A 20,921-nucleotide genomic window follows, 5' to 3' on the forward strand; every position below is an offset into this window, starting at 1 on the left:
CGCGGCCACCAAGGTCAGTGGAAATCACGCGATCGCGTGTCCAACGCACCCAGCAAGCGGCTGTCATCGACCAGATGACGGGCCACGCAGTGGGTGACCGGTCCGGCGCGCTGCATGGTGCCCAGCACGCGCAACAGTCGTGCACTCAGTACAGCGATCCGGTAACGATCCAGCAGTCCGCGATGAACGATCACGTTCACATGCCCGGTTTCATCCTCGAGCGTGATGAACGTTGTGCCCTTGGCGCTGCCGGGCCGCTGGCGCATGGTCACGATACCGGCGACATGTACGGCCTGCCCGTTGGGACGCTCGCCGAAACGGGCGGCATCGAGCACGCCGGTGGCATCCAGACGGCTACGCAGCAGTGCCATCGGGTGTCGCCGCAGTGTCAGGCCGGTGGCGGCGTAATCAGCCACGATATCGGCCGCTTCGCGCGGGGCCGGCAGTTTGGTCGGTGTTTCAGGGGCGGGCAGGTCGGCAAACAGGTCGTCGTGTACGTTGGCCGCGGCAATCTGCCATTGCGCGGCGTGGCGATGGCCGGCCAGCCCTTGCAACGCGTCGGCGCGGGCCAGGGCGTCGCGTGCGCGACGGTCTAGGGCGGCTCGGGTAACCAGGTCGGCGACGCTGTCGAAGCCGCGCCGTTGGCGTGCAGCTACCAGCCGCTGCCCGGCCGCCGGGGCCAGGCCCTTGACCAGACACAGGCCCAGGCGTAGCGCTGGCGGCCGGCGGGCGGATGCAGGCTGGCCGGGGCCATCCTCGAGCGTGCATTCCCAGCTTGAATGACGTACGTCCACGCCCCGCACGATCACATCGTGACGGCGGACATCGGCCACGATCTGGGCGGGTGCATAGAACCCCATCGGCTGACTGTTGAGCAGCGCCGCGGCAAACGCGGCGGGCTCGTGGCATTTCAGGTACGACGAGACATAGACCAGCAACGCGAAACTTACCGCGTGCGACTCGGGGAAACCGTAGCTGCCGAAGCCCTTGATCTGTTCGAAGATACGATCGGCGAATGCCTCGTCGTAGCCGTTGGCGGCCATGCCGGACTTGAGCCGGTCCCGCCACGGCTCCAGGCCGCCCTTCTTTTTCCATGCAGCCATGGAGCGGCGCAGGCCATCGGCCTCGCCGGCGCTGAAATTGGCTGCGACCATTGCGACCTTCATCACCTGTTCCTGGAAGATCGGCACGCCGTGGGTGCGTTGCAGCACTTCGCGCAGCGCCTCGCTGGGATAGTCGATCTCCTCCGGGGTTTTTTCCCGGTTGAGCAGATAAGGATGGACCATGCCGCCCTGGATCGGCCCGGGGCGTACGATTGCAACCTCCACCACCAGATCGAAGAAACGGCGGGGCCTGAGCCGCGGCAGCATCGACATCTGTGCTCGCGACTCGATCTGGAATACGCCCACCGTATCGGCGGCACAGATCATGTCGTAGGTCGGCTGGTCACCGCCGGGCAGGGTAGCCATGGTCCAGTGACGGCCGCGGTAAGCCTTGATCAGGTCGAAACAGCGACGGATACAGGAAAGCATGCCGAGCGCGAGCACGTCGATCTTCATCAGGCCCACGGTTTCCAAGTCGTCCTTATCCCACTGAATGATCGTGCGCTCGGCCATGGCTGCATTCTCGACCGGTACGAGTTCCGACAGAGGTGACTGTGAAAGCACGAAACCGCCGACATGCTGCGACAGATGACGGGGAAAGCCGATCAACGTATCCATCAGCACTAGAATCCGGTGCAGGGTGTCCTCGCCGATATCGATCCCACGCTCGTCGAGCTGGTCTTCGATCGTGCCGTCATCGGCGCGTCGAGAAAGCGCGCCGGCCAGAGTGTCGATCTGATCGACGCTCAGGCCCAGGGCACGGGCGACATCGCGCATCGCGCTGCGCGGGCGGTAATGGATGACTGTGGCTGCGAGTGCGGCCCGGTTGCGACCGTACTTGGCATAGATATGCTGGATGACCTCCTCGCGACGCTCGTGCTCGAAATCGACATCGATATCGGGCGGCTCGTTGCGGTCGTCGGAGATGAAGCGCTCGAACAGCAGCTGGTGTCGCGTGGGATCGACTTCGGTGATGCCCAGACAGAAACAGACCACCGAATTGGCCGCCGATCCGCGGCCCTGGCAAAGAATCCCGCGGCTGCGGGCATGAACGACGATATCGTGCACGGTCAGAAAATAATGCGGATAGCGCTTGCGCTCGATCAGCGCCATCTCCCGGTCGATCTGCTCGCGCAGCGGCTGACCGATACCGCCCGGCCAGCGTGTGCGCACGCCTTGTTCGACCAGCGCGCGCAGATGGCCGGCCGCGCTCAGCCCGGCCGGCACCAGCTCGGCCGGATAGTCGTAGTGGATCTCGCGCAGCGAAAAACCGCAGTCGTCGGCCACGCGCACGGCCGCAGCCAGCGTGGCGGCCGGGTAGAGCCGGGCCAGAGTGGCACGCGGGCGCAGATAGCGTTCGCCGTTGGCGGCCAGCGTCAGCCCGGCCTCGGCCACGGTGGTGCCCTGACGCAGCGCAGTGAACACATCCTGTAGCGCACGCCTTGAGCGGCTGTGCATGTGTACATCGCCAACGGCGACGATCGGCAGGCCGTACTGGGCACGCAGCCGGTCCAGACGTTGCCGGTGTACCGCGTCCTGTGCCTGGCGATGCAGCGCCAGCGCGATTCGTGCCCTGTGCGGGTAGTGCACGGCCAGCCACCCCAGCATGTCGAAAACCGCAGGCGTGGGCGGGGTGTCGAAATCGGGCAGCCAGATGAGCCAGAAGTCATCGAGATCAACGGCTTCCAGATCGGCACGGCCGAGGCGGTAGTCTCCCTTGCCGGCGCGCCGCCGGGCGGTGGTGATCAGCTGGCACAGGCAGGTATAGCCGGCCCGATTGCGTACCAGTACGACCAGCGTGACCCCCTCGTCGAGCACGAAGCGGGCCCCCAGTACCAGCTTGATGGTGCAGGCCTCGGCGGTGACCAGGGCCCGCACCGCGCCCGCAAGACTGGCCTCGTCGGCGATCGCGATCGCCCGGTAGCCGAGTTCGGCGGCGCGTGCGACCAGTTCTTCCGGCGTGGAAGCACCGCGCTGAAAGGAAAAGGCCGATACACAACACAGCTCGGCATAGGCGATCGGCTCGTTCGCCGGCGTAGCCGTCATCCGAACAGACCGTGCAGATAATACTGGCCCGGCGCGGTGCGTTCGCGCCGATCGAGTTCGCGATAGACCCAGAGCAGCCGCCCCTGTGTATCGCGGGCACGGAAGTAGTCCCGGCGAACGCCCTCCTGCCACCAGCCGGTCTCGATACGTTCGGCATCGGTGACAAACTCCAGCATGTCTCCGGTAACCGGGCGCGGGGTGGCAAACAGCCACAGCGGGCGAGGGGCTGCAATACAGGCGCTTTCAGTCGGTGGGTGATCGCGCATGACGCTGGCCCGCTCGGGCCGGTGATCGGCCTGGCCATGCAGCCAGCCGACCGCGTCGTGGCCCAGCCGGGCCCGTATGCGATCGAGCACGGCCGGCCAATCGTCGTCGCTCGTCGAGGCCGAGGCATCCTGCCAGAGAGCCTCCTGGTGCGCCTCGACGCGCCGCAAGCGGTCGGTGGCCAGCCCCACTTCCAGCACCGGCGCCGACAGTTTCACCCGGGCCATCCGTTCGGCCACCACGCGCTCCAGATGGTCGGCCTGGCGAGAGGGGCGGGCCAGCCGCAGACACAGACGGGTAGGAGGATGACGATCGTGTACGAGCGTCAAGGCCAGCTGCTGTATGGCCGCATCGGCACCGCGCAGAACCGCGGCGAGTTCATTCAAGGCGCGCCGCAGGACGAACTTCAGGCCCTGGGTGGTCTCGACCGCGCCGATGAGCTCATGCCGGGTGCGATAGCGCTCGGGCAGACGATACAGCGCCAGCCCGTGAGGCCGGCGGCCACGAAGACGTTCCAGATAATCGAGCAGGGCCGGGCCATAGCGTCTGGCCAGCGAGGCCGGTGGCAGGGCCAGCAGTTCGCCGGTGAATTGCAGCCCGCTGGCAGTCAGCGAAGCAGCGGTGCGGGGCTCCAGATCCAGACAGCTCAACGGCAGCCCCGCCAGATCGGCTCCGCGTTTGGTATGCGAAGCACGCGCAAAAGCCAGCGCTGCCTGGGGTGAAAGACCGACGCCGGCATGAAAACGATAGGCCCGGGCAGACAAATCCTGACGGACGGCGCCCAGCAGCGCACGCCGGCCGCCGAACAGGCGCAGGCTGGCGCCGATCTCGAACACCAGATGCGTACAGTCGGAAGCCGTCCGGCCCGTGGCGGCATGTACCTGGCTGCTGTAGCCCCAGGCCCAGCCCGCCAGACGCTGCAATGCCGCCTGTTCGGCGGCGATACCCCGCTCGTGAACCAGCGCCGAAGGCAGCCGCAGACGGGCATCGGCCAAAGCCATGCCGCGGGTGATGCCGGCCCGCTCGGCAGTCTCGCCGGCGGCCACCACGATCCGTCGGCCGTCCCGGTGATCGGCGATGAGCGTGGTGTCTCGATCGTACGCCCGATCGGCCGGGGTCCGGCTATCGAGCGCCCAATGGGGGAAACGCAGCGCGAGCCACATGACGGGCACCGTTGGTAGCGGGTGGCACAGGCCGGCCATGTTCGGCAGCCGGCAGGTCGTTGTGGGCCCGGGGCCGGGTCAGGCTGGCCAGATCGGCTTCGGTATCGGGTCGCTGCCAGCTGGCGTGGTCGCCAGCGCACAGGCCATTGAGGCGGGCCCCGGCCGGGCCGCGGCATTTGATGATCTCCAACCGCTGGCCGGCACGGCGGCCGCTGATCGCCAGGCGAAGCGCGGCCGGAGAGCGCTGGGTCGCACAGCGCAACGGGCGATAGACGAACACCGGGCTGGTTGCGTTTTCAGCCGCCAGCTGGAGCCGCCGGATGGCTCGATAGTCGAGCGTGTCGCTCCAGAGCACGAAAGCACAGAACGCCTGCGTCTGGGCCATCTGTTCGATACACCAGACACGTTCGGCATCGTCCCGACAGTGGATGACCGGTGCGCGTGCACAGTCGATACCAGATGTGGCCAGGGCCGGCGCATTGAGTGAATGGGTCGGCGAGACGAGCGCGATACGACGACCCGACTGGCAGGCCAGGCGCTCGGCAAGCGTGCCCAGCAGCAGAGTCAATTCGCCGATGCCGGCATCGCGATAGAGCAATTCGGTGACCGCGCTCAACGGATAGCCGCCGCCGGGCAGCAGGCGGTCCAGACGTGGCCAGCCGGTGCTCAGTGTGGTCATTTCGGCCTGACGACTGGCTCGGTGAATACCGAAACGCTGCCAGTAGGCTTCCAGCTCGGCTCGGCCGGGCCTGGATGTATTCGAAGCGGAAGAAAAAGATGCAATGTCCATAACTGTATTTATATACAGTTAATCGGCCAGTGCCTACCCCTATCGTCGTCTCAAAGCGCCCAGGGCCTGACATGCGGTTGACCGGGGACGAGTTTGTGGCGGTATCGGCCGTGTATGACCGTTGGCCGTGCGCTGTATTAACCCGTTATCGGTCGTCGGTTCGCGGTTCAGGTTGGCGCCGGTCGTCCCGTGGTGTTGGGCGAGCGTAGGCCATATGCCGGCGCGTAGGGCCCTAGTGCATCAGACGGGCTTCGAAACGTGCCAGCGGCTGGCCATCGGCATCTTCTAGGGTCAGTCGATCCTGCTGGATATGTGCACGGGCGGTATGTTCGAGCGCGTCGAGCAGGTCCTGTTCGGTGTCGGCGCTATCGGCACAGAACATGCGCGTGGTGGTGATCGGGCCGAAGGTCAGGCTGTGGCCACGGCTGGTGTAACTGCCGGCCATGCGGTTGCAGCCGGTATGCCCGCGCAGGCGGTGGCCCTCGGCATCCAGCACGATATTCGGTTCCCGCTGGCCGTCGCGGACCGTGACCGTTTGATCGTTCACCGACATCAGTTTCCAGTAGGTATTGACCAGCGGCATGTCGCCCGGCCGGTCCGGGGCGGGTGCGCTCTGGCAACCGCCCAGCAGCAGCATGGTCATGAGCGTGATCAGCAGATAGCCAGCAGTCGAATGTCGCATGAACCGTTACCGATAGAGGAAAAGCAACAGCCTAGAGGCTGGCCATGTTTCGTGCCAGTCGGTGCCGAAGTCCGACCCGGGGCAGGGGTTGCTGGCGATCGCGCCCGACACGGCGGGCGAATGTCTGCCGGCTGTGCTGCACGCATGGGGTTGCCCGCTTCGACAGGCCGAGTGCGACGTGCGACTGGCCTGCCGTCAGGCCTGAATCGATAAACGATTTGTCCGACGCACAGCATGAGACGCGTGCGGCACCCCAGCTTTCGCAGGGCCATGCAGGCCCGCGATCATCGGGCCGGGGTCCGGCCAGGTATCGGAGTGGCGTAGAATCCCGCTCCGCTTTATCGTCGGAAACCGTTGTTCGTGTCTGCCCGTTCTACCGACCTGAATCCGCTGCGCCGCCAGCTGTTCGCCCAGACCTGGCCGATGGCGCTCGGCGTGATGTCGTTGCTGGGTTTTCAGCTCGTCGATTCGGCGTTTGTGGCGCGCTTGGGCACCGTGGCCCTGGCCGCGCAGTCGTTCACCTTTCCGATGACGTTTCTGATCATCGGTGTGCAGGTCGGGCTCGGCATCGCCATTGCCGCGCTCATCTCGCGGGCCATGGGCGCCGGCGAGGCCGAGCGCGCACGGCGTCTGGGCAGCCTCGTGGTTTTCGGCGGCGCGGCCATCATCGGGGTCATCGCGCTCGGTTTGTGGATATTCCACCGACCGCTGTTTGCGGCGTTGGGCGCCGAGGGGAGAACGCTGTCGCTGATCGACAGTTACTGGCCGGTGCAACTGCTGGCCAATTGGCTGTCTGCGCTGCTGTATTTCGGTTACACGCTGTTTCGGGCCCACAACAACACCCGTCTGCCCGGCACGCTGATGGTGCTGACCAGTCTTTGCAATCTGGTGCTCGACCCGGTACTGATCTTCGGTATCGGGCCCTGGGCGGGGCTTGGCTTGCCCGGCGCGGCGTGGGCCACGGTGGCGGCATTCGTGATCGGCCTGGGTGTGCTGGTCTGGCGGTTGTCCTATCACCACTGGCTGAGCATGCACGGTCTGGTAGCTGAGGCACGACGCTCGACCGGCGCGTTTGCGCTCATTGCCGGGCCGGCGATGCTCAGCCAGCTCATGCCGCCCTTGTCGGCGATGATTGCCACCGGTCTGATCGCCACGCTGGGTGAACCGGCGGTGGCGGCCTGGGGATTGGCGAGCCGCCTGGAGACCGTATCGCTGATGATCGTCCTGGGGCTGACCATGTCGCTGCCGCCGTGGCTGGGCCATTGTTACGGTGCCGGCAACTGGCCGCGAGTACACAACCTCATGTATATCGCCAGCCAAGCGGTCCTCGTCTGGCAGCTGAGCCTCGGCATCGTCATGGCGCTGGCCGCGCCCTGGATCGCCGGGCTGCTCACCGACAGTGCCGATGTTTCTGGGTCGCTGACCTGGTTGATCCGGTTCATGCTGCCCAGCTATGCGCTGCTGGGCCTGTGCATGCTCGCGGTCTCGGCGGCCAACGCGCTGGGTTGGCCGGTTCGGGCCATGCTGTTGTCTTTCGCTCGGCTGTTCCTCTGCTATCTGCCTTGTGTGGCGCTGGGCGTCTGGCTGGGCCGGAGCATGCCGTTCGTCGGGGTCGGTGCCGCGGCCGGCAATCTGCTTGCCGGGGGACTGGCCTGGTGGATATTTTCGCAACGCATGAAGCGTCTGCCCGCAGAGGCGCAGACAAAATCGTCATAGACAGCTCTGATAACCCGATCGACGATTGCTATGAACGTCGTCGAAAATGCGACGAAAAGAAGTCTTTTGAGACTAAAAACCAATCAATTGAAAATTGCTGCACTGCAGCGCTTGAAAGCGCTCCCGGTGAGCCCATCTCTGTTGGCAACCGATTTTCGATTCGTTGATTTGTCTTTCAAAGGAGTTTCGTCATGACCCAGATCTTCACCCGTTACGCGATCGCCCCCTTGGCTATTGGCCTGTTGAGTCTGGGCGGTGTTTGTGCCTCGGCCAGTGCCGCCGATACCGACACCCGCCTCGATAGCGCAACGCCGGTTTCGGCCTCGCAAGCCGCGCTGCTACGCAATGCGCCGGATCAGTCGGATGCCCTGCGTGCCAGTGATCCGTCCCACGAAGACGTGCCGGCCACCCGCAGCCAGATCGAGTTGCTCGATCGCAGCCAGGCCCGCGTATCGGCCATGGATGCCACGGCAAGCATTCGCTGAAGCCGCAGGGCTCGGACGCGCATGCGTCTGGCCGTGCGTTCGAGTGCATGAAAGGCCCGGCCATGCCGGGCCTTTTAGTGTGTGCCGATCGGCAGGCCGCAGCCCGCGCTACGTTTAGAATACCCCTATGGATATCTACTCGGCCTTGAAGGCCAGCGCCCTGTTTCGCGATCTGGATCGTCGTGCGTTGCGTTCGGTCGTGGCCAACGCGGAGTGGATCGAACTGGCCGGCGGCCAATACCTGTTCCGGGTCGGTCAGCCGAGCGATGCGCTGTATCTGGTGGCGAGTGGCCGTGTGCGGGTGGTCGACCCCGGTGCTGCGCGTACGCCGTTGCTGCTCGGTGAAATAGGGGCCGGCGATACCGTCGGCGAGATCACGGTGATTACGGCCGAGCCGCATTCGGCCGACGCCTTCGCGTTGCGGGATACCACGCTCGTGCGTATCTCGCGTGAAGTCTTCGAGGATCTGGTGGTGCGCCACCCCAAGGCGATGCTGCGGGTGACGCGGACCATCGTGGATCGGCTGCGCGCGGTCAAGCCGGTGCCTCAGCGCGAAAGCGTTCGGAGCACGCGTACCTATGCGATCGTGCCCGCCCATCCGGGCGTCGATCTGCAGGCGTTTTCACGGGCATTGTCGGCGGAACTCGGCCAGGCCGGCGCGACGCTGCGCCTGGATTCGGCACGCGTGGGCCAGGCCATGGGCGAGGGGACGGCCCTGGTCGATGCCGGCGCGGGCGACGCCAACCGCCGTCTGACCGGCTGGCTGACCCAGTTGGAAGATCGCTATCGCTACATGGTTTATGAAGGGAGCACCGAACCCGATGCCTGGACTCGACGATGCCTGCGTCAGGCCGATCGGATCCTGCTCGTAGCCCATGACGATCAACGGCCCTTCGTGTCGCGCAATCTCGCCTGGATCGCCGAACAGAAGCTGCGTGCCCCACAGGAAATGATCGTGCTGAGTGGTTCGAAGCGCGGTCATTCCGCCCGTGCCTGGCGCGATGTCGCCGGCGCGGCATTCCATCATCGCATCAATCGTGACCTGCCGGAGCAGGACATGGCCCGGCTGGCGCGCATGGTGTCCGGACGCAGCGTCTGTCTGGTGCTGGGCGGTGGCGGGGCACGCGGGTTCGCGCACCTAGGGCTGATCCGTGCGCTGGCCGAGCATGGCATCCCCGTGGACGCGGTCGGCGGGACCAGTATGGGCGCGATGGTGGCAGCGATGCTCGCGATGGGCCTGGACGCCCAGCAGATGCTGGCCCGTCTGCGGGAGACGTTCGTGACCGGCAAGTTCCTGAACGATTATTCGCTGTCACGGATTTCGCTGATCAGCGCCGAGAAATTCCATCGCCAACTGGTCAACCTGTTCGGCAGCCGGCGTATCGAGGATCTCGATCTGCCGTTTTATTGCCTGAGCACCAATCTCACCAAGGGCGTGCCCGTAGTTCATGACGAAGGCGAGCTCGCGACCTGGGTCGGCGCGAGCATGGCGGTGCCCGGCATCGCGCCGCCGATCGCTCATCGCGGGGATCTGCTCGTCGATGGCGGCCTGCTGAGCGCGATTCCGTTCGATACCATGGCTCGCCTGGGCCGGGGCCAGATCATCGTCTCCGATGTCTCGCGCCAAGCCAATCTGCGTGTGGACATGGCCGAAGACGCCGAAACGACATCGCTGTTGTCGCTGGGCCCGGGAGCGCGTCACCTGAACATGTTCAAGATCCTGTTTCATACCGCCACGCTGACCAGCGAGCGAGAAAGCCGCGATATCGACGCCCGTGCGGATCTGGTGCTGCATATGCCGGTCGGCGGTGTCAGCATGTTCGATTGGGATGAACTCGACGAGATCGTGTTCCGGGCCTACCACCATGCCGACCAGAAACTCGACGAGTGGCTCGCGGCAAGGCCCGATCGCATGACCGAGCGCGTCAGCGCCAATCGCCGTCACCGATGAACGCGCAATGCGCCGCCGCTGCGCCGTTCAGGCGCTCAGCAGACGTGTGATGATGCCTTCGTAGATCGTGCTCAGACGCGCCACGTCGCCAGCGGCGATACGTTCGTCGGCTTGATGAATCGTGTCGTTGAGCGGTCCCAGTTCGACCACCTCGGCTCCGGTCGGGGCAATGAAACGGCCATCGGAGGTGCCACCGGCGGTCGACAATACCGGCTCGGCGCCGGTGACCTGATCGATCGCCGCGCGAGTCGCCTCGATCAGCGGGCCGGTTCGGGTAATGAACGGCATACCGGACAGACGCCAGGTGATCGCCTGCGCTGGAATGCCGTGGGCATGACAACGGGCCTCGACATGAGCCACGATCGATTCCCGGCTCTGTTGTGGGTTGAAGCGCCAGTTCATACGCGCCTCGGCCACTCCAGGGATGACGTTCTCGGCGCCGGTTCCGGCCGTGAGATTGGAGACCTGGAATGAAGTAGGCGGAAAGAATTCGTCGCCGTCGTCCCAGTGATGAGCGGCCAGTTCGGCGAGCAGCGCCAGGCCGCGGTGCAGCGCATTGTCGGCCAACTGTGGATAGGCGACATGGCCTTGGCGGCCCTGAATCCGAAGCCAGGCATTGAGGCTTCCGCGTCGTCCGTTCTTGACGGTATCACCGAGTGTACGGCTGCTCGACGGTTCACCGACCAGGCAGTAGTCGAGTGTGATGCCGCGTTCGGCCAACGCGGCGACCACTGCCTTCGTGCCGTCGACGGCCGGGCCTTCCTCATCGGCGGTAATCAGAAACGCCAGCCGCCCCGGGTGGTCGGGGTGAGCCGCCCGGAAACGCTCGGCGGCGCACACCATGGCGGCCAGGCTGGATTTCATGTCGGCCGCGCCGCGACCGTAGAGCCACCCGTCGTCGATGTCTGCCTGGAACGGCGGATGCGTCCAGGATTCGAGCGGGCCGGGTGGGACCACATCGGTATGCCCGGCAAGACAAAGCAACGGGCCCTGTGTGCCGGCCACGGCCCAGAGATTGTCGACTTCGCCGAAGCGCAGGTGCTCGATCGTGAACCCGGCCGTCGCCAAGCGCTGTGCGATTTCCTGCTGACAGCCGGCGTCCTCGGGCGTCACCGAGGCCCGGCGGATGAGCGCGCGTGCAAGTGCCAGCGCCGGCGACTCCGTGCTGTCCGTGCTCATGGGCTCAGTCGGCGCCGGCGAACACGGCGGCATAGCGATCGGCCGAAAAACCGGCCAGGGTCGTGGTCGACGTTTCCAGGATGGGTCGTTTGATCAGCGTCGGATACTCGCCGAGTACGGCTACCGGTTCGCGCTCGGCGGCCTGGCGCTGCTGGCCATCGAAATCGCGCCAGGTCTTGCTGCGCTTGTTGAGCAGGGCATCAGGCCCCAGCGTTTCGTACCAGGCGCGCAGACGGGCCCGATCGACGCCATCGGCGCGCACATCGACCCATCGGTAGTCGATACCGGCCCGGTCCAGCCATTGGCGCGCCTTGCGGCAGGTATCGCAAGTGTGGATGCCGTACAGCGCAACCATTATTCGACGTTGCGCAGCAGGTCGTTGACGCTGACCTTGGCACGCGTACCTTCGTCGACCTTCTTGACGATGATCGCGGCGTTGATGGCATAGCGGCCGTTGTCGCGCGGCAAGCTGCCCGCGACCACTACCGAGCCGGCCGGTACGTGCCCGTGCACGATCGTGTCGGCCTCGCGATCATAGATCGGCGTGGATGCGCCGATGAACACCCCCATGGAGATCACCGAACCGCGGCCGATGCGCACCCCTTCCACGATCTCCGAGCGGGCACCAATGAAACAGCCGTCCTCGATGATCGTGGGCGCGGCCTGCAGCGGCTCGAGGACGCCGCCCAGCCCGGCGCCGCCGGACAAGTGAACGCCTTCGCCGACCTGGGCACAGGAACCCACGGTCGCCCAAGTGTCGATCATGGTACCCGCCCCGACATAGGCGCCGATATTGACGTAGCTGGGCATGATGACGGCGTTGGGGGCGATATGCGCTCCGCGACGAACCATGGCCGGCGGCACGATACGCGCGCCCTGACGCTTGAAGTCTTCGGCGGTGTAGTCGGCGTACTTGGACGGGACCTTATCGAAATAACGGGTATGGCCGCCTTCGATCGGTGCGTTGTCGTGCAGGCGGAACGAAAGCAGTACCGCTTTCTTGAGCCATTCGTTGACGGTCCAGCCGTCGCCGCTGGGTTCGGCGACACGCGCCTGGCCGGAATCGAGCATGGCCAGAGCACTGTCGACCGCCTCCCGTACGGACGCATCGACTGAGTCGGGCGAGATCCGGTCGCGGTTTTCAAACGCGTCTTCGATGATCTGCTGGGGGTCGGCCATGAGGATATCCTTGTTGTCGACAGCGCAGGGCTGTCTCTGTGCGGTCTGTGAACCGCGCGGATTCTAACGCAGGGGCAGGCGACATTCACCCGGACGGCCGCGGCGAGACCTGTGTCAGCCCATGGTCTGACAGACGCGCGCAAGCCGCGTCACGGCCTCGACGCAGTCGGCGGTGCTGGCGACCAGCGACAGTCGCAGACGACCCTGGCCGGGGTTTATGCCTCCGGCCTCGCGCGCCAGGTAGCGCCCGGGTACCACCCGCAGGTTTTCGTCGCGCAGCGCGGCTACGGCGAGTGTTTCGTCGTCCCGGCCAAGTGCCGGCCAGAGATAGAACGAACCCCGCGGCCGGACCACCTCGGCCAGGGGATCGAGCAGCGGCATCACGGCATCGTACTTGTCCCGATAGCGTGCGCGGTTTTCGCGTACATGCGTCTCGTCGCGCCAGGCGGCGATGCTTGCGGCCTGCACGTGGCCGCCCAGCGTGGCGCCGTGATAAGTGCGATAGCGCAGGAACTGTCGGATGAGCTCGGCATCACCGGCCACGAAACCCGATCGCAGGCCGGGCAGATTCGAACGCTTGGACAGGCTGTGGAAGACCACACAGCGCTCGAAGCCGGTTCGGCCATTGGCGTGGGCGACATCCAGCAGGCCTGGGGGCGGATCGGCCTCGTCGGTATAGATTTCGCTGTAACACTCGTCGGCAGCGATGACGAAATCGTGGCGCTCGGCCAGTTCAAGCACGCGCAGCAGGTAGTCCCGATCGGCCACGGCCCCGGTGGGATTGCCTGGCGAGCATAAATAGAGCAGCTGGACGCGATCCCATCGTGCGGGCGAAAGCGCGTCCAGATCGGCAAGGAAGTCGGTCTCGGGCAGGCACGGCAGATAGAGCGGCTGAGCGCCGGCCAGCAACGTCGCCCCCTCGTAGATCTGATAGCCAGGATTGGGCATCGCGACCGCCGCGTGCTCCGGGCGCGGGTCGACAATCGTCTGAGCAAACGAGAACAGTGCTTCCCGAGTGCCGGCCGCAGGCAGTATATGTCTTTCAGGATCAACGGCCTGGGAAGGCAAGTTAAAGCGAAACGACAACCACTGTGCGATGGCCTGTCTCAGTTCCGCGCCGCCCTTGGTGGGCGGATAGTGCGACATGCCCTGCAGATGATCGGCCAGGGCGGCCACGGCGACCTCGGCCGCCGGATGCTGAGGCTCGCCGATCGCCAGCGATATCGGGCTCTGGCCCGCTGCAGGTTCGATATCGGCGAGCAGGTTCGCGAGCCGTTCGAACGGATAGGGCTGGAGTGCATGCAGACGAGGGTTCATTAACAAAGGCCTTAATCCAATTCGAGGGTCAGCGTACGGCGAAGTTCTTTCATGAAGTCACGATCCGACAACGGCTCGCCCTGCTGGTCGGTGATGAAGAACACGTCTTCGGCGCGTTCGCCGATGGTCGCGATCTTGGCGGTTTCGATGACGATACCGAAACGATGGAATACGTCGCCGATCATCGACAGCAGGCCCGGCCGGTCGGCGGTGACTACCTCCATGACCGTACAGGCTCGCTCGGTAGCCTGGCTGAAGTAGATTTGCGTCGGCACGTTGAAATACTTGCTCCGCCGCGATGCACGGCGGGTGACGTCGATACTTTCGATAGCCGGATCCGCGATCGCTTCCATGAGCGCCGCTTCGACCTCCTGCCGCCGGTATTCGTCGTCGATCGGGCCGCCGTGTTCATCGCAGACGACATAAGTATCCAGGGTGTAATCGTCCCGGGTCGAGTTGATGCGGGCATCGAGAATCGACAGGCCCAGCTGGGCGAGTACGCCCGTAGTCACGCCGAACAGGTAATCCCGATCCCGGGTGTACACGAACAGCGTGGTGCCCTGATCGTGGATATGGGTCAGCGACACCAGTGGTGCATCGTTATCGTGTGTCACGATCGCGCGGGTCTGGCGGGCAATCTCCTCGGGGCTGTGGCGCAGGAAATAGTCGGGTTCGAATCGTTCCCATACGGCCTTGAACCGCGGCGTATTGACCTTGCTGCGGGTCAGCAGCGCCGCAGCCGCACTGCGGGTTTCGGCGATCAGTTCCTCTTCGTCGAGCGGATCGTCAAGGCCGCGCTCAAGCGCGCGCCGGGTGCTGGTATACAAGTCGATCAGCAGACTTTCTTTCCACGAGTTCCACAGATTCGGGTTGGTAGCACGAATATCGCAGACGGTGAGCAGGAACAGCCGGTCCAGGCGTTCGCGGGTGCCGACCTCGCGCGCGAACTCGTTGACCACGAGCACGTCGTTGATATCGCGTCGCTGGGCGGTCATCGACATCAGCAGATGCTGGCGCACCAGCCAGCACACCAGTTCAGTGTCCTCTGAGGAGATACCGTGGTTCTCGCAGAACGCCCGTGCATCGACCGCGCCCAGCTCGGAATGGTCTCCGCCACGGCCCTTGGCGATGTCGTGCATCAACCCCGCAATGAGCAGGATCTGGGGCTTGTTGAGCGATTGCATGAGTTCGCTGGCGAACGGCAGCTCATGATCGAACCGCGACAGGGCGAGTCGGCGCAGATTGCGAATCACGAACAGCGTGTGTTCGTCGACGGTCAGGGTGTGGAACAGGTCGTACTGCATGCGACCGATGATCTTGCCGAAATTCGGCAGATAACGGCCGAGCACGCCATAACGATTCATACGACGCAGGGCCCGGGTCACACCGCTGCGCTGACGCAGAATTTCGGTGAAAAGGCGGCGGCAATGCAGTGAATTTCTGAAGGTTTCATCAATACGATGGCGCTCGGCACGCATGAGCCGCAGGGTGTGGGCACGGATACCGGTCAGCCGCGGCCGGGTCTGCATGAGATAGAAGATCTCGAGCAGCGCGCTCGGTGTCTTGGCAAAGACATCGTCGGACGTGACTTCGATGAACCCGTGGCGGGACTGGAACCGGTCGTTGATCGGTTTCGCGCGTTCGCTTTCGCCCTGATGCAGGATCGCCTCGGAGAATAGTTGCAGCAAAATATCATTAAGCGCAGTCAATGCCTTGATATTTCGGTAATAACGCTGCATGAGCTGCTCGACGGCGAGACTGTTTTCCTTATCCTCGTAACCCAGCATCTGGGCGATCTGGATCTGATGGTCGAACAGCAGGCGATCCTCGGCTCGATCAGTCAGCGTATGCAGCGCGAACCGCACGCGCCAGAGAAACGCTTGGCCGCGCTTTAGCTCGGTGAACTCGCGAGCGCTGAGAAAACCGTAATCGACCAGACCGTCGAGCGTCTGGGTAGAAAACTGGCGTTTGGCGACCCAGGCGATGGTCTGGATATCGCGCAGGCCGCCGGGCGATTCCTTCGCATTCGGCTCGAGCTTGTAGGCGGTTTCGTCGTAGCGGGCATGACGTGCCGACTGTTCCTCGACCTTGGCCGTGAAGAAATCGGCCGACGACCAGATATGCTCGGCGGAGGTGGCCGCCCGCATGGCGGCGAACAGCGCCGGATCCCCGGCGAGAGTGCGCGACTCCATCAGATTGGTCATGATCGTGATGTCGCCTGCCGCCTGCTCGGCGCACTCGCTCGGGGAACGCACGCTGTGGCCGATCTCCAGGCCGATATCCCACAGATAGGTCAGGAACGCTTCGAGGGCCGGTCCGACCGACTCCAGACAGCCGTCGCGATAGAGGATCAGCAGGTCGATATCGGAATGTGGCAGCAGTTCGCCGCGACCATAGCCGCCGACCGCGACCAGACAGGCGTTGCGTGTATCGACCAGTGCCTGCCAAGCGTTGCTGAGCACGGCATCGACCAGGTCGCTGCGCGCGCCGACCAGTACATCGACATGCGCGCCGCCCCGGAAGGCATCGGCAATGCGTTGCTGGCCCTCGCGCAGCTTGTCGCGCGCCGGCGGAATCGCGGTGGCATCGAGCGCGGCCACCCCGTCCAGAAACTCGGCCCAGTCACTCAGGCCGCGGTATTCGGGCGGGGACGACTCGGCGGGCTGCACTAGCGTTCCGCCAGCTGGCTCGGGGTCAGGATTTCCACGCTGTCATCGGTAACCAGCACGGTATGTTCCCACTGCGCGGATAACGAATGGTCCTTGGTGACGACCGTCCACCCGTCGGGCAACACCTTCACATGGCGCTTGCCGGCATTCACCATGGGCTCGATGGTGAACGTCATTCCGGCTTCCAGCGTCAGGCCTTGTCCGGCCTTGCCGTAATGCAGGACCTGGGGTTCTTCATGAAAACCCAGGCCGATGCCGTGACCGCAGTATTCACGGACAACGGAGCAGCGCCGCGATTCCACGTATTCCTGTATCACCGCGCCGATGTCGCCCAGCGTGGCGCCGGGCCGTACGACCTCGATGCCGGCATACATCGCCGCCTGGGCGATATCTGACAGCCGCTGGGCCTTGATCGACGGTTCGCCGGCGAAGTACATGCGCGACGAGTCTCCGTGGTAGCCGTCCTTGATCAGCGTCACGTCGATATTCAGCGCGTCGCCTTTCTTGAGCTTCTTGTCGCCGGGAATGCCGTGGCACACCACATGGTTGATCGACGTGCAGACGGATTTCGGAAAGCCGTGGTAATTCAGCGGCGCCGGCGTCGTGCCCAGCTCTTCGACCATGAATTCGTGGCAGCGTGTGTTGAGCTCGTCGGTGGTCACCCCGGGCTGGACATAGGGGCCGATCATGTCCAGAACCTGCGCGGCCAATCGGCCGGCCTCGCGCATCTTGTCCTGCTGTTCGGGCGTCTTGATGGTCACGCTCATGGGGCCACGATCCTTGTATACACGTTGAATGAGGCGTCGCGAAGGCACGCGGCGCTAGCCTGATCAGGGCGGCTATGGTATAAACCGCTCGCGTTCGCGGCAACGCGACGCTTGCAACGGTCGGAATTCGACCGCATTCGTTATCGAAAATCCGCACGTGTGTCGACACATGAAACGGGGTGCCTCCGAGACGTTCGAGGAGGTTGTTTCATGGGATGCGCGTAAGCCACAACCCGGAGACAATCCATGAGTCAGATCAGCATGCGCCAGTTGCTGGAGGCGGGGGTCCATTTCGGCCATCGCACGCGTTACTGGAACCCCAAGATGGCCCCTTATATCTTTGGCCATCGCAACAAGATTCATATCATCAACCTCGAAGAGACGCTCCCGCTCTTCAAGGATGCCTACAACTATATCAGCCGCCTGTCGGCCAACGGCGGCAACGTCATGTTCGTCGGCACCAAGCGCGCCGCGCGTGAAGCTGTGGGCAAGCAGGCCCAGCGCTGCGGGATGCCGTTCGTCAACCATCGTTGGCTCGGCGGCATGCTCACCAACTTCAAGACGGTCAAGAACTCGATCCAGCGTCTTCACGATCTGGAGCAGATGATCGAGGACGGCTCGATCCGCAAGCTCAACAAGCGCGAAGGTCTGGATCTGCACCGTGAACGCGACAAGCTCGAGCGCGGCATCGGCGGCATCAAGGAAATGACCAGCCTGCCGGATGCGCTGTTCGTGATCGACGTCGGGTTCGAGAAGATCGCCGTCGACGAGGCTCGCAAGCTGGGCATTCCGGTGATCGCCGTGGTCGACACCAACTGCTCGCCGGACAACATCGACGTGGTCATTCCGGGTAACGACGACGCCATTCGCGCGATCCGTATCTACACCGAAATGGTGGCCGACGCCGTGCTGGCCGGTCGTGGCAGCAAGGGCGACTTCTCTGGCGATGCCGATGTCGTCGAGGTCCAGGAAGAGGGCGCCTCCCACGCACCCGGCAAGCCGGCCGAGGCCCAGGCCGCCAGCGAGGCGACCCAGAACTCCGTCATTCAGGAGTCTCAGGGTGAAGCCGAGCCGGCCGCTACCGCGTCGCTGGGCGACGTGGCTTCGGTGCCCGCCGAACAGCCGGAAGAGTCGGATCCCAAGCAGGCCGACAAGTAATACCGACCGAACGAGGCGGTCGGCATGATGCTGGCCGTCTCCGTCCTACCGAATTTTTGGAGTAATCACTCATGGCGATTAGCGCAGCTCTGGTAAAGGAACTCAGAGAACGCACCGGCGCAGGCATGATGGAATGCAAGAAGGCGCTCGTGGCCACCGATGGCGATATCGACGCCGCGGCCGACAACATGCGTCGCGAAGGGCTGGCCAAGGCCGACAAGAAGGCCGGCCGCGTGGCGGCCGAAGGCCGTATCGCAACCGCGGTATCTTCCGATCAGACCGTGGCGGTGCTGCTGGAAGTCAACTGTGAAACCGACTTCGTGGCCCAGAACGAAGACTTCATCCGCTTTGCCGAGCAGCTGGCCCAGGGCGCGCTCGATGAAAGCCCGGACGATGTCGACGCGCTGGTTGCGCTCGAGATCGACGGCGAATCGGTCGATGCGCGTCGACGTGCACTGGTGGCCAAACTTGGCGAGAACATCAGTATTCGCCGTTTCCGTCGTATCGAGGCCGGCGAAGGCAAGCTGGACGTGTACCTGCACGGCGTGCGGATCGGCAGCGCCGTTGCCCTCAAGGGTGGCGACGAATCGCTGGCTCGCGATCTGGCCATGCATGTGGCCGCTACTGCGCCGGCCCATCTGTCGGCAGACGATGTGCCGCAGGCGACCCGAGATGCTGAAAAGCAGCTGCTCATCGATCAGGCCCAGGATTCGGGCAAGCCGGCCGATATCATCGAGAAGATGGTCGAAGGTCGACTGCGCAAGTACCTGGCCGAGATCACACTGATGGGACAGCCTTTCGTCAAGGATCCGGACGTGACCGTCGAGAAACTGTGCAAGCAGCACGGCGCCACGATCACCGACTACGCTCGTCTGGAAGTCGGCGAGGGGATCGAGAAAAAACAGGAAGACTTCGCCGCAGAGGTAAAGGCGCAAGCCGAAAAAACGGCCTGACCGGCCACCAGCCGACTGCATGGCAGTCGGCTTTTTTTTGTCTGCGTCCGTCGAGCTCGTTTTCACACCCCGGCCGGTCAGGCACCGGCCGGGATTCGAATACGCGCTGTAAAGACGCCGTGTTATCGTTCGCTGGCCAGGAGCCGCCCATGCCGCAGTACGCACCCCTTTGTCGATGACTCAGAACAGCACGCCCACCTTTCGACGCATTCTGCTCAAGCTCAGTGGCGAAGCGCTCATGGGCAACGCCGATTACGGTATTTCGGCGGACGTGGTCGAACGGCTCGCCGCCGAGATCAAGGAACTCATCGACGCCGGTGTGGAAGTCGCCCTGGTCGTTGGCGGGGGCAACATCTTTCGCGGGGTCGGGCTGGCCGGTCGCGGGATGGATCGCGTCACAGGCGATCAGATGGGTATGCTCGCCACGGTGATCAACGCCCTCGGCCTGCAGGATGCCATCGAGCATGCCGGCATGACGGCCCGCGTGATGTCGGCGGTACGGATCAACCAGGTCTGCGAGGACTACATCCGCCGCCGGGCGATTCGTCATCTGGAAAAAGGGCGCGTCGTGATATTCGCTGCCGGCACTGGCAACCCGTTCTTCACGACCGATTCGGCCGCCAGCCTGCGAGCCATTGAGATCAATGCCGATCTCATGCTCAAGGCCACCAAGGTGGATGGCATCTATACGGCCGATCCCAAGCGGGATGCCAGCGCCAAACGCTATTCACATCTGAGCTATGACGAGGTCATCGACCAGCGCCTTGCAGTCATGGATACAACCGCGATCGTGCTCTGCCGGGACAACGGGATGCCGTTGCGGGTGTTCGACATCAATCGTACCGGCGATCTCAAGCGTATCGTCTTCGGCGAGGACAACGTCGGCACGCTGGTCGACAACAATCTGACAAGAGACAAGGCATGATTGACGATATTCTCAAGGACGCCGAGCAACGCATGGAAAAGACCATCGGCGTCATGCGTGACAACTTCAGCAAGATTCGCACCGGTCGCGCCAGCACCAGCCTGCTGGATCACGTCACCGTGGAATACTATGGCAGCGAAGTCCCGCTGAACCAGGCTGCCAACGTCTCGACGGAAGATGCGCGTACGATCAGCATCATGCCGTACGAGAAGACGATGGTGAACAAGATCGAGAAAGCGATCCTCAGCGCCGATCTGGGCCTCAACCCGTCCACGGCCGGACAGGTGATCCGGGTGGTCCTGCCGCCGCTGACCGAAGAACGACGCCGTGATCTGGTCAAAGTCATTCGTGCCGAAGCCGAAGACGGTCGTGTGGCGGTGCGCAATATCCGCCGCGATGCCAACTCCACGCTCAAGGAACTGGCCAGCGAAAAGGAGATCAGTACCGATGACCAGCACGGCGGCGAGAATCTGATCCAGAACCTGACCGACAAGCATATCGGCCGTATCGATAGCCTGCTCGAAGACAAGGAGCAGGAGATCATGACGGTTTGAGCGATCTCGGCCCGGCAGAC

17 protein-coding genes are annotated in these 20,921 nt (G+C 64.1%); 7 read left to right on the top strand and 10 right to left on the bottom strand.

Translation table 11 applies throughout. From position 1 onward, the window contains the following. Positions 1-14: 14 nt before the first annotated feature. From T31B1_RS07530 to T31B1_RS07545, 4 genes are all read right to left on the bottom strand, one after another. Positions 15-3,149 (bottom strand): error-prone DNA polymerase, encoded by a 3,135-nt coding sequence (locus T31B1_RS07530; RefSeq protein ID WP_353248879.1) that lies wholly within the window; start codon positions 3,147-3,149, stop codon positions 15-17. Next, positions 3,146-4,576, bottom strand: coding sequence for a Y-family DNA polymerase (locus T31B1_RS07535; protein ID WP_353248880.1), 1,431 nt, complete (start codon positions 4,574-4,576; stop codon positions 3,146-3,148). Before T31B1_RS07535 ends, T31B1_RS07530 begins: the two co-directional genes overlap by 4 nt. After that, positions 4,536-5,366 carry a translesion DNA synthesis-associated protein ImuA gene (gene imuA, locus T31B1_RS07540; RefSeq protein ID WP_353248881.1) on the bottom strand — a complete coding sequence of 277 codons (831 nt, stop codon included), beginning with the start codon at positions 5,364-5,366 and terminating at the stop codon, positions 4,536-4,538. The genes T31B1_RS07535 and imuA overlap by 41 nt, the downstream gene beginning before the upstream one ends. A 232-nt stretch (positions 5,367-5,598) precedes the next feature. Continuing rightward, positions 5,599-6,048 carry an META domain-containing protein gene (locus T31B1_RS07545; RefSeq protein ID WP_353248882.1) on the bottom strand — a complete coding sequence of 150 codons (450 nt, stop codon included), beginning with the start codon at positions 6,046-6,048 and terminating at the stop codon, positions 5,599-5,601. Between the two features lie 423 nt (positions 6,049-6,471). On the opposite strand from T31B1_RS07545, the gene T31B1_RS07550 reads away from it, so the two are divergent. From T31B1_RS07550 to T31B1_RS07560, 3 genes are all read left to right on the top strand, one after another. Further along, entirely contained in the window at positions 6,472-7,764 is a 1,293-nt protein-coding gene (locus tag T31B1_RS07550; RefSeq protein WP_353249594.1) for an MATE family efflux transporter, read from the top strand. Positions 7,765-7,955: 191 nt separating this feature from the next. Beyond that, positions 7,956-8,249: a hypothetical protein gene (locus tag T31B1_RS07555; protein WP_353248883.1), complete on the top strand. Its 294-nt coding sequence runs from the start codon at positions 7,956-7,958 to the stop codon at positions 8,247-8,249. Positions 8,250-8,376: 127 nt separating this feature from the next. After that, a complete protein-coding gene (locus tag T31B1_RS07560; RefSeq protein WP_353248884.1) occupies positions 8,377-10,200 on the top strand; it encodes a patatin-like phospholipase family protein in 1,824 nt (607 codons plus the stop codon). 27 nt (positions 10,201-10,227) lie between these two features. On the opposite strand, the gene dapE is transcribed toward T31B1_RS07560, so the two are convergent. The 6 genes from dapE to map form a co-directional block, all read right to left on the bottom strand. After that, entirely contained in the window at positions 10,228-11,379 is a 1,152-nt protein-coding gene (gene dapE, locus T31B1_RS07565; RefSeq protein WP_353248885.1) for a succinyl-diaminopimelate desuccinylase, read from the bottom strand. Positions 11,380-11,383: 4 nt separating this feature from the next. Next, positions 11,384-11,734 (bottom strand): Spx/MgsR family RNA polymerase-binding regulatory protein, encoded by a 351-nt coding sequence (locus tag T31B1_RS07570; RefSeq protein ID WP_353248886.1) that lies wholly within the window; start codon positions 11,732-11,734, stop codon positions 11,384-11,386. Next, positions 11,734-12,558, bottom strand: coding sequence for a 2,3,4,5-tetrahydropyridine-2,6-dicarboxylate N-succinyltransferase (gene dapD, locus T31B1_RS07575; RefSeq protein ID WP_353248887.1), 825 nt, complete (start codon positions 12,556-12,558; stop codon positions 11,734-11,736). Before dapD ends, T31B1_RS07570 begins: the two co-directional genes overlap by 1 nt. A gap of 114 nt (positions 12,559-12,672) precedes the next feature. Then, a complete protein-coding gene (dapC, locus tag T31B1_RS07580; protein WP_353248888.1) occupies positions 12,673-13,875 on the bottom strand; it encodes a succinyldiaminopimelate transaminase in 1,203 nt (400 codons plus the stop codon). 11 nt (positions 13,876-13,886) lie between these two features. Further along, positions 13,887-16,544 (bottom strand): [protein-PII] uridylyltransferase, encoded by a 2,658-nt coding sequence (gene glnD, locus T31B1_RS07585; protein WP_353248889.1) that lies wholly within the window; start codon positions 16,542-16,544, stop codon positions 13,887-13,889. Continuing rightward, positions 16,544-17,311, bottom strand: coding sequence for a type I methionyl aminopeptidase (map, locus tag T31B1_RS07590; protein WP_353248890.1), 768 nt, complete (start codon positions 17,309-17,311; stop codon positions 16,544-16,546). The genes glnD and map overlap by 1 nt, the downstream gene beginning before the upstream one ends. 246 nt (positions 17,312-17,557) lie before the next feature. Here map and rpsB point away from each other — a divergent pair, with 246 nt between their 5' ends. The 4 genes from rpsB (at position 17,558) to frr (ending at position 20,901) form a co-directional block, all read left to right on the top strand. Next, positions 17,558-18,469 carry a 30S ribosomal protein S2 gene (gene rpsB, locus T31B1_RS07595; protein WP_353248891.1) on the top strand — a complete coding sequence of 304 codons (912 nt, stop codon included), beginning with the start codon at positions 17,558-17,560 and terminating at the stop codon, positions 18,467-18,469. A 71-nt stretch (positions 18,470-18,540) separates the two neighbouring features. Continuing rightward, the gene (tsf, locus tag T31B1_RS07600) at positions 18,541-19,422 is read left to right on the top strand and encodes a translation elongation factor Ts (protein WP_353248892.1); all 882 of its coding nucleotides are present in this window, start codon (positions 18,541-18,543) and stop codon (positions 19,420-19,422) included. A gap of 175 nt (positions 19,423-19,597) precedes the next feature. Further along, complete coding sequence (gene pyrH / locus T31B1_RS07605) at positions 19,598-20,347, top strand: UMP kinase (RefSeq protein WP_353248893.1); 750 nt, start codon at positions 19,598-19,600, stop codon at positions 20,345-20,347. Continuing rightward, positions 20,344-20,901, top strand: a complete 558-nt coding sequence (gene frr, locus T31B1_RS07610; RefSeq protein WP_353248894.1) for a ribosome recycling factor — start codon at positions 20,344-20,346, stop codon at positions 20,899-20,901. Before pyrH ends, frr begins: the two co-directional genes overlap by 4 nt. The last annotated feature ends 20 nt before the right edge of the window (positions 20,902-20,921 follow it).

The sequence above is a fragment of the Salinisphaera sp. T31B1 genome, from assembly GCF_040361275.1.
GTDB lineage: Bacteria > Pseudomonadota > Gammaproteobacteria > Nevskiales > Salinisphaeraceae > Salinisphaera.

Bases quoted from the DNA above. Each gene is read 5' to 3' on its own strand.
- pyrH (WP_353248893.1), top strand. From the start codon at position 19,598: ATGACTCAGAACAGCACGCCCACCTTTCGACGCATTCTGCTCAAGCTC.
- imuA (WP_353248881.1), bottom strand. From the start codon at position 5,366: ATGGACATTGCATCTTTTTCTTCCGCTTCGAATACATCCAGGCCCGGC.
- T31B1_RS07530 (WP_353248879.1), bottom strand. From the start codon at position 3,149: ATGACGGCTACGCCGGCGAACGAGCCGATCGCCTATGCCGAGCTGTGT.
- T31B1_RS07545 (WP_353248882.1), bottom strand. From the start codon at position 6,048: ATGCGACATTCGACTGCTGGCTATCTGCTGATCACGCTCATGACCATG.
- dapE (WP_353248885.1), bottom strand. From the start codon at position 11,379: ATGAGCACGGACAGCACGGAGTCGCCGGCGCTGGCACTTGCACGCGCG.
- T31B1_RS07570 (WP_353248886.1), bottom strand. From the start codon at position 11,734: ATGGTTGCGCTGTACGGCATCCACACTTGCGATACCTGCCGCAAGGCG.
- dapD (WP_353248887.1), bottom strand. From the start codon at position 12,558: ATGGCCGACCCCCAGCAGATCATCGAAGACGCGTTTGAAAACCGCGAC.
- T31B1_RS07555 (WP_353248883.1), top strand. From the start codon at position 7,956: ATGACCCAGATCTTCACCCGTTACGCGATCGCCCCCTTGGCTATTGGC.
- T31B1_RS07560 (WP_353248884.1), top strand. From the start codon at position 8,377: ATGGATATCTACTCGGCCTTGAAGGCCAGCGCCCTGTTTCGCGATCTG.
- T31B1_RS07550 (WP_353249594.1), top strand. From the start codon at position 6,472: ATGGCGCTCGGCGTGATGTCGTTGCTGGGTTTTCAGCTCGTCGATTCG.
- frr (WP_353248894.1), top strand. From the start codon at position 20,344: ATGATTGACGATATTCTCAAGGACGCCGAGCAACGCATGGAAAAGACC.
- map (WP_353248890.1), bottom strand. From the start codon at position 17,311: ATGAGCGTGACCATCAAGACGCCCGAACAGCAGGACAAGATGCGCGAG.
- T31B1_RS07535 (WP_353248880.1), bottom strand. From the start codon at position 4,576: ATGTGGCTCGCGCTGCGTTTCCCCCATTGGGCGCTCGATAGCCGGACC.
- dapC (WP_353248888.1), bottom strand. From the start codon at position 13,875: ATGAACCCTCGTCTGCATGCACTCCAGCCCTATCCGTTCGAACGGCTC.
- tsf (WP_353248892.1), top strand. From the start codon at position 18,541: ATGGCGATTAGCGCAGCTCTGGTAAAGGAACTCAGAGAACGCACCGGC.
- rpsB (WP_353248891.1), top strand. From the start codon at position 17,558: ATGAGTCAGATCAGCATGCGCCAGTTGCTGGAGGCGGGGGTCCATTTC.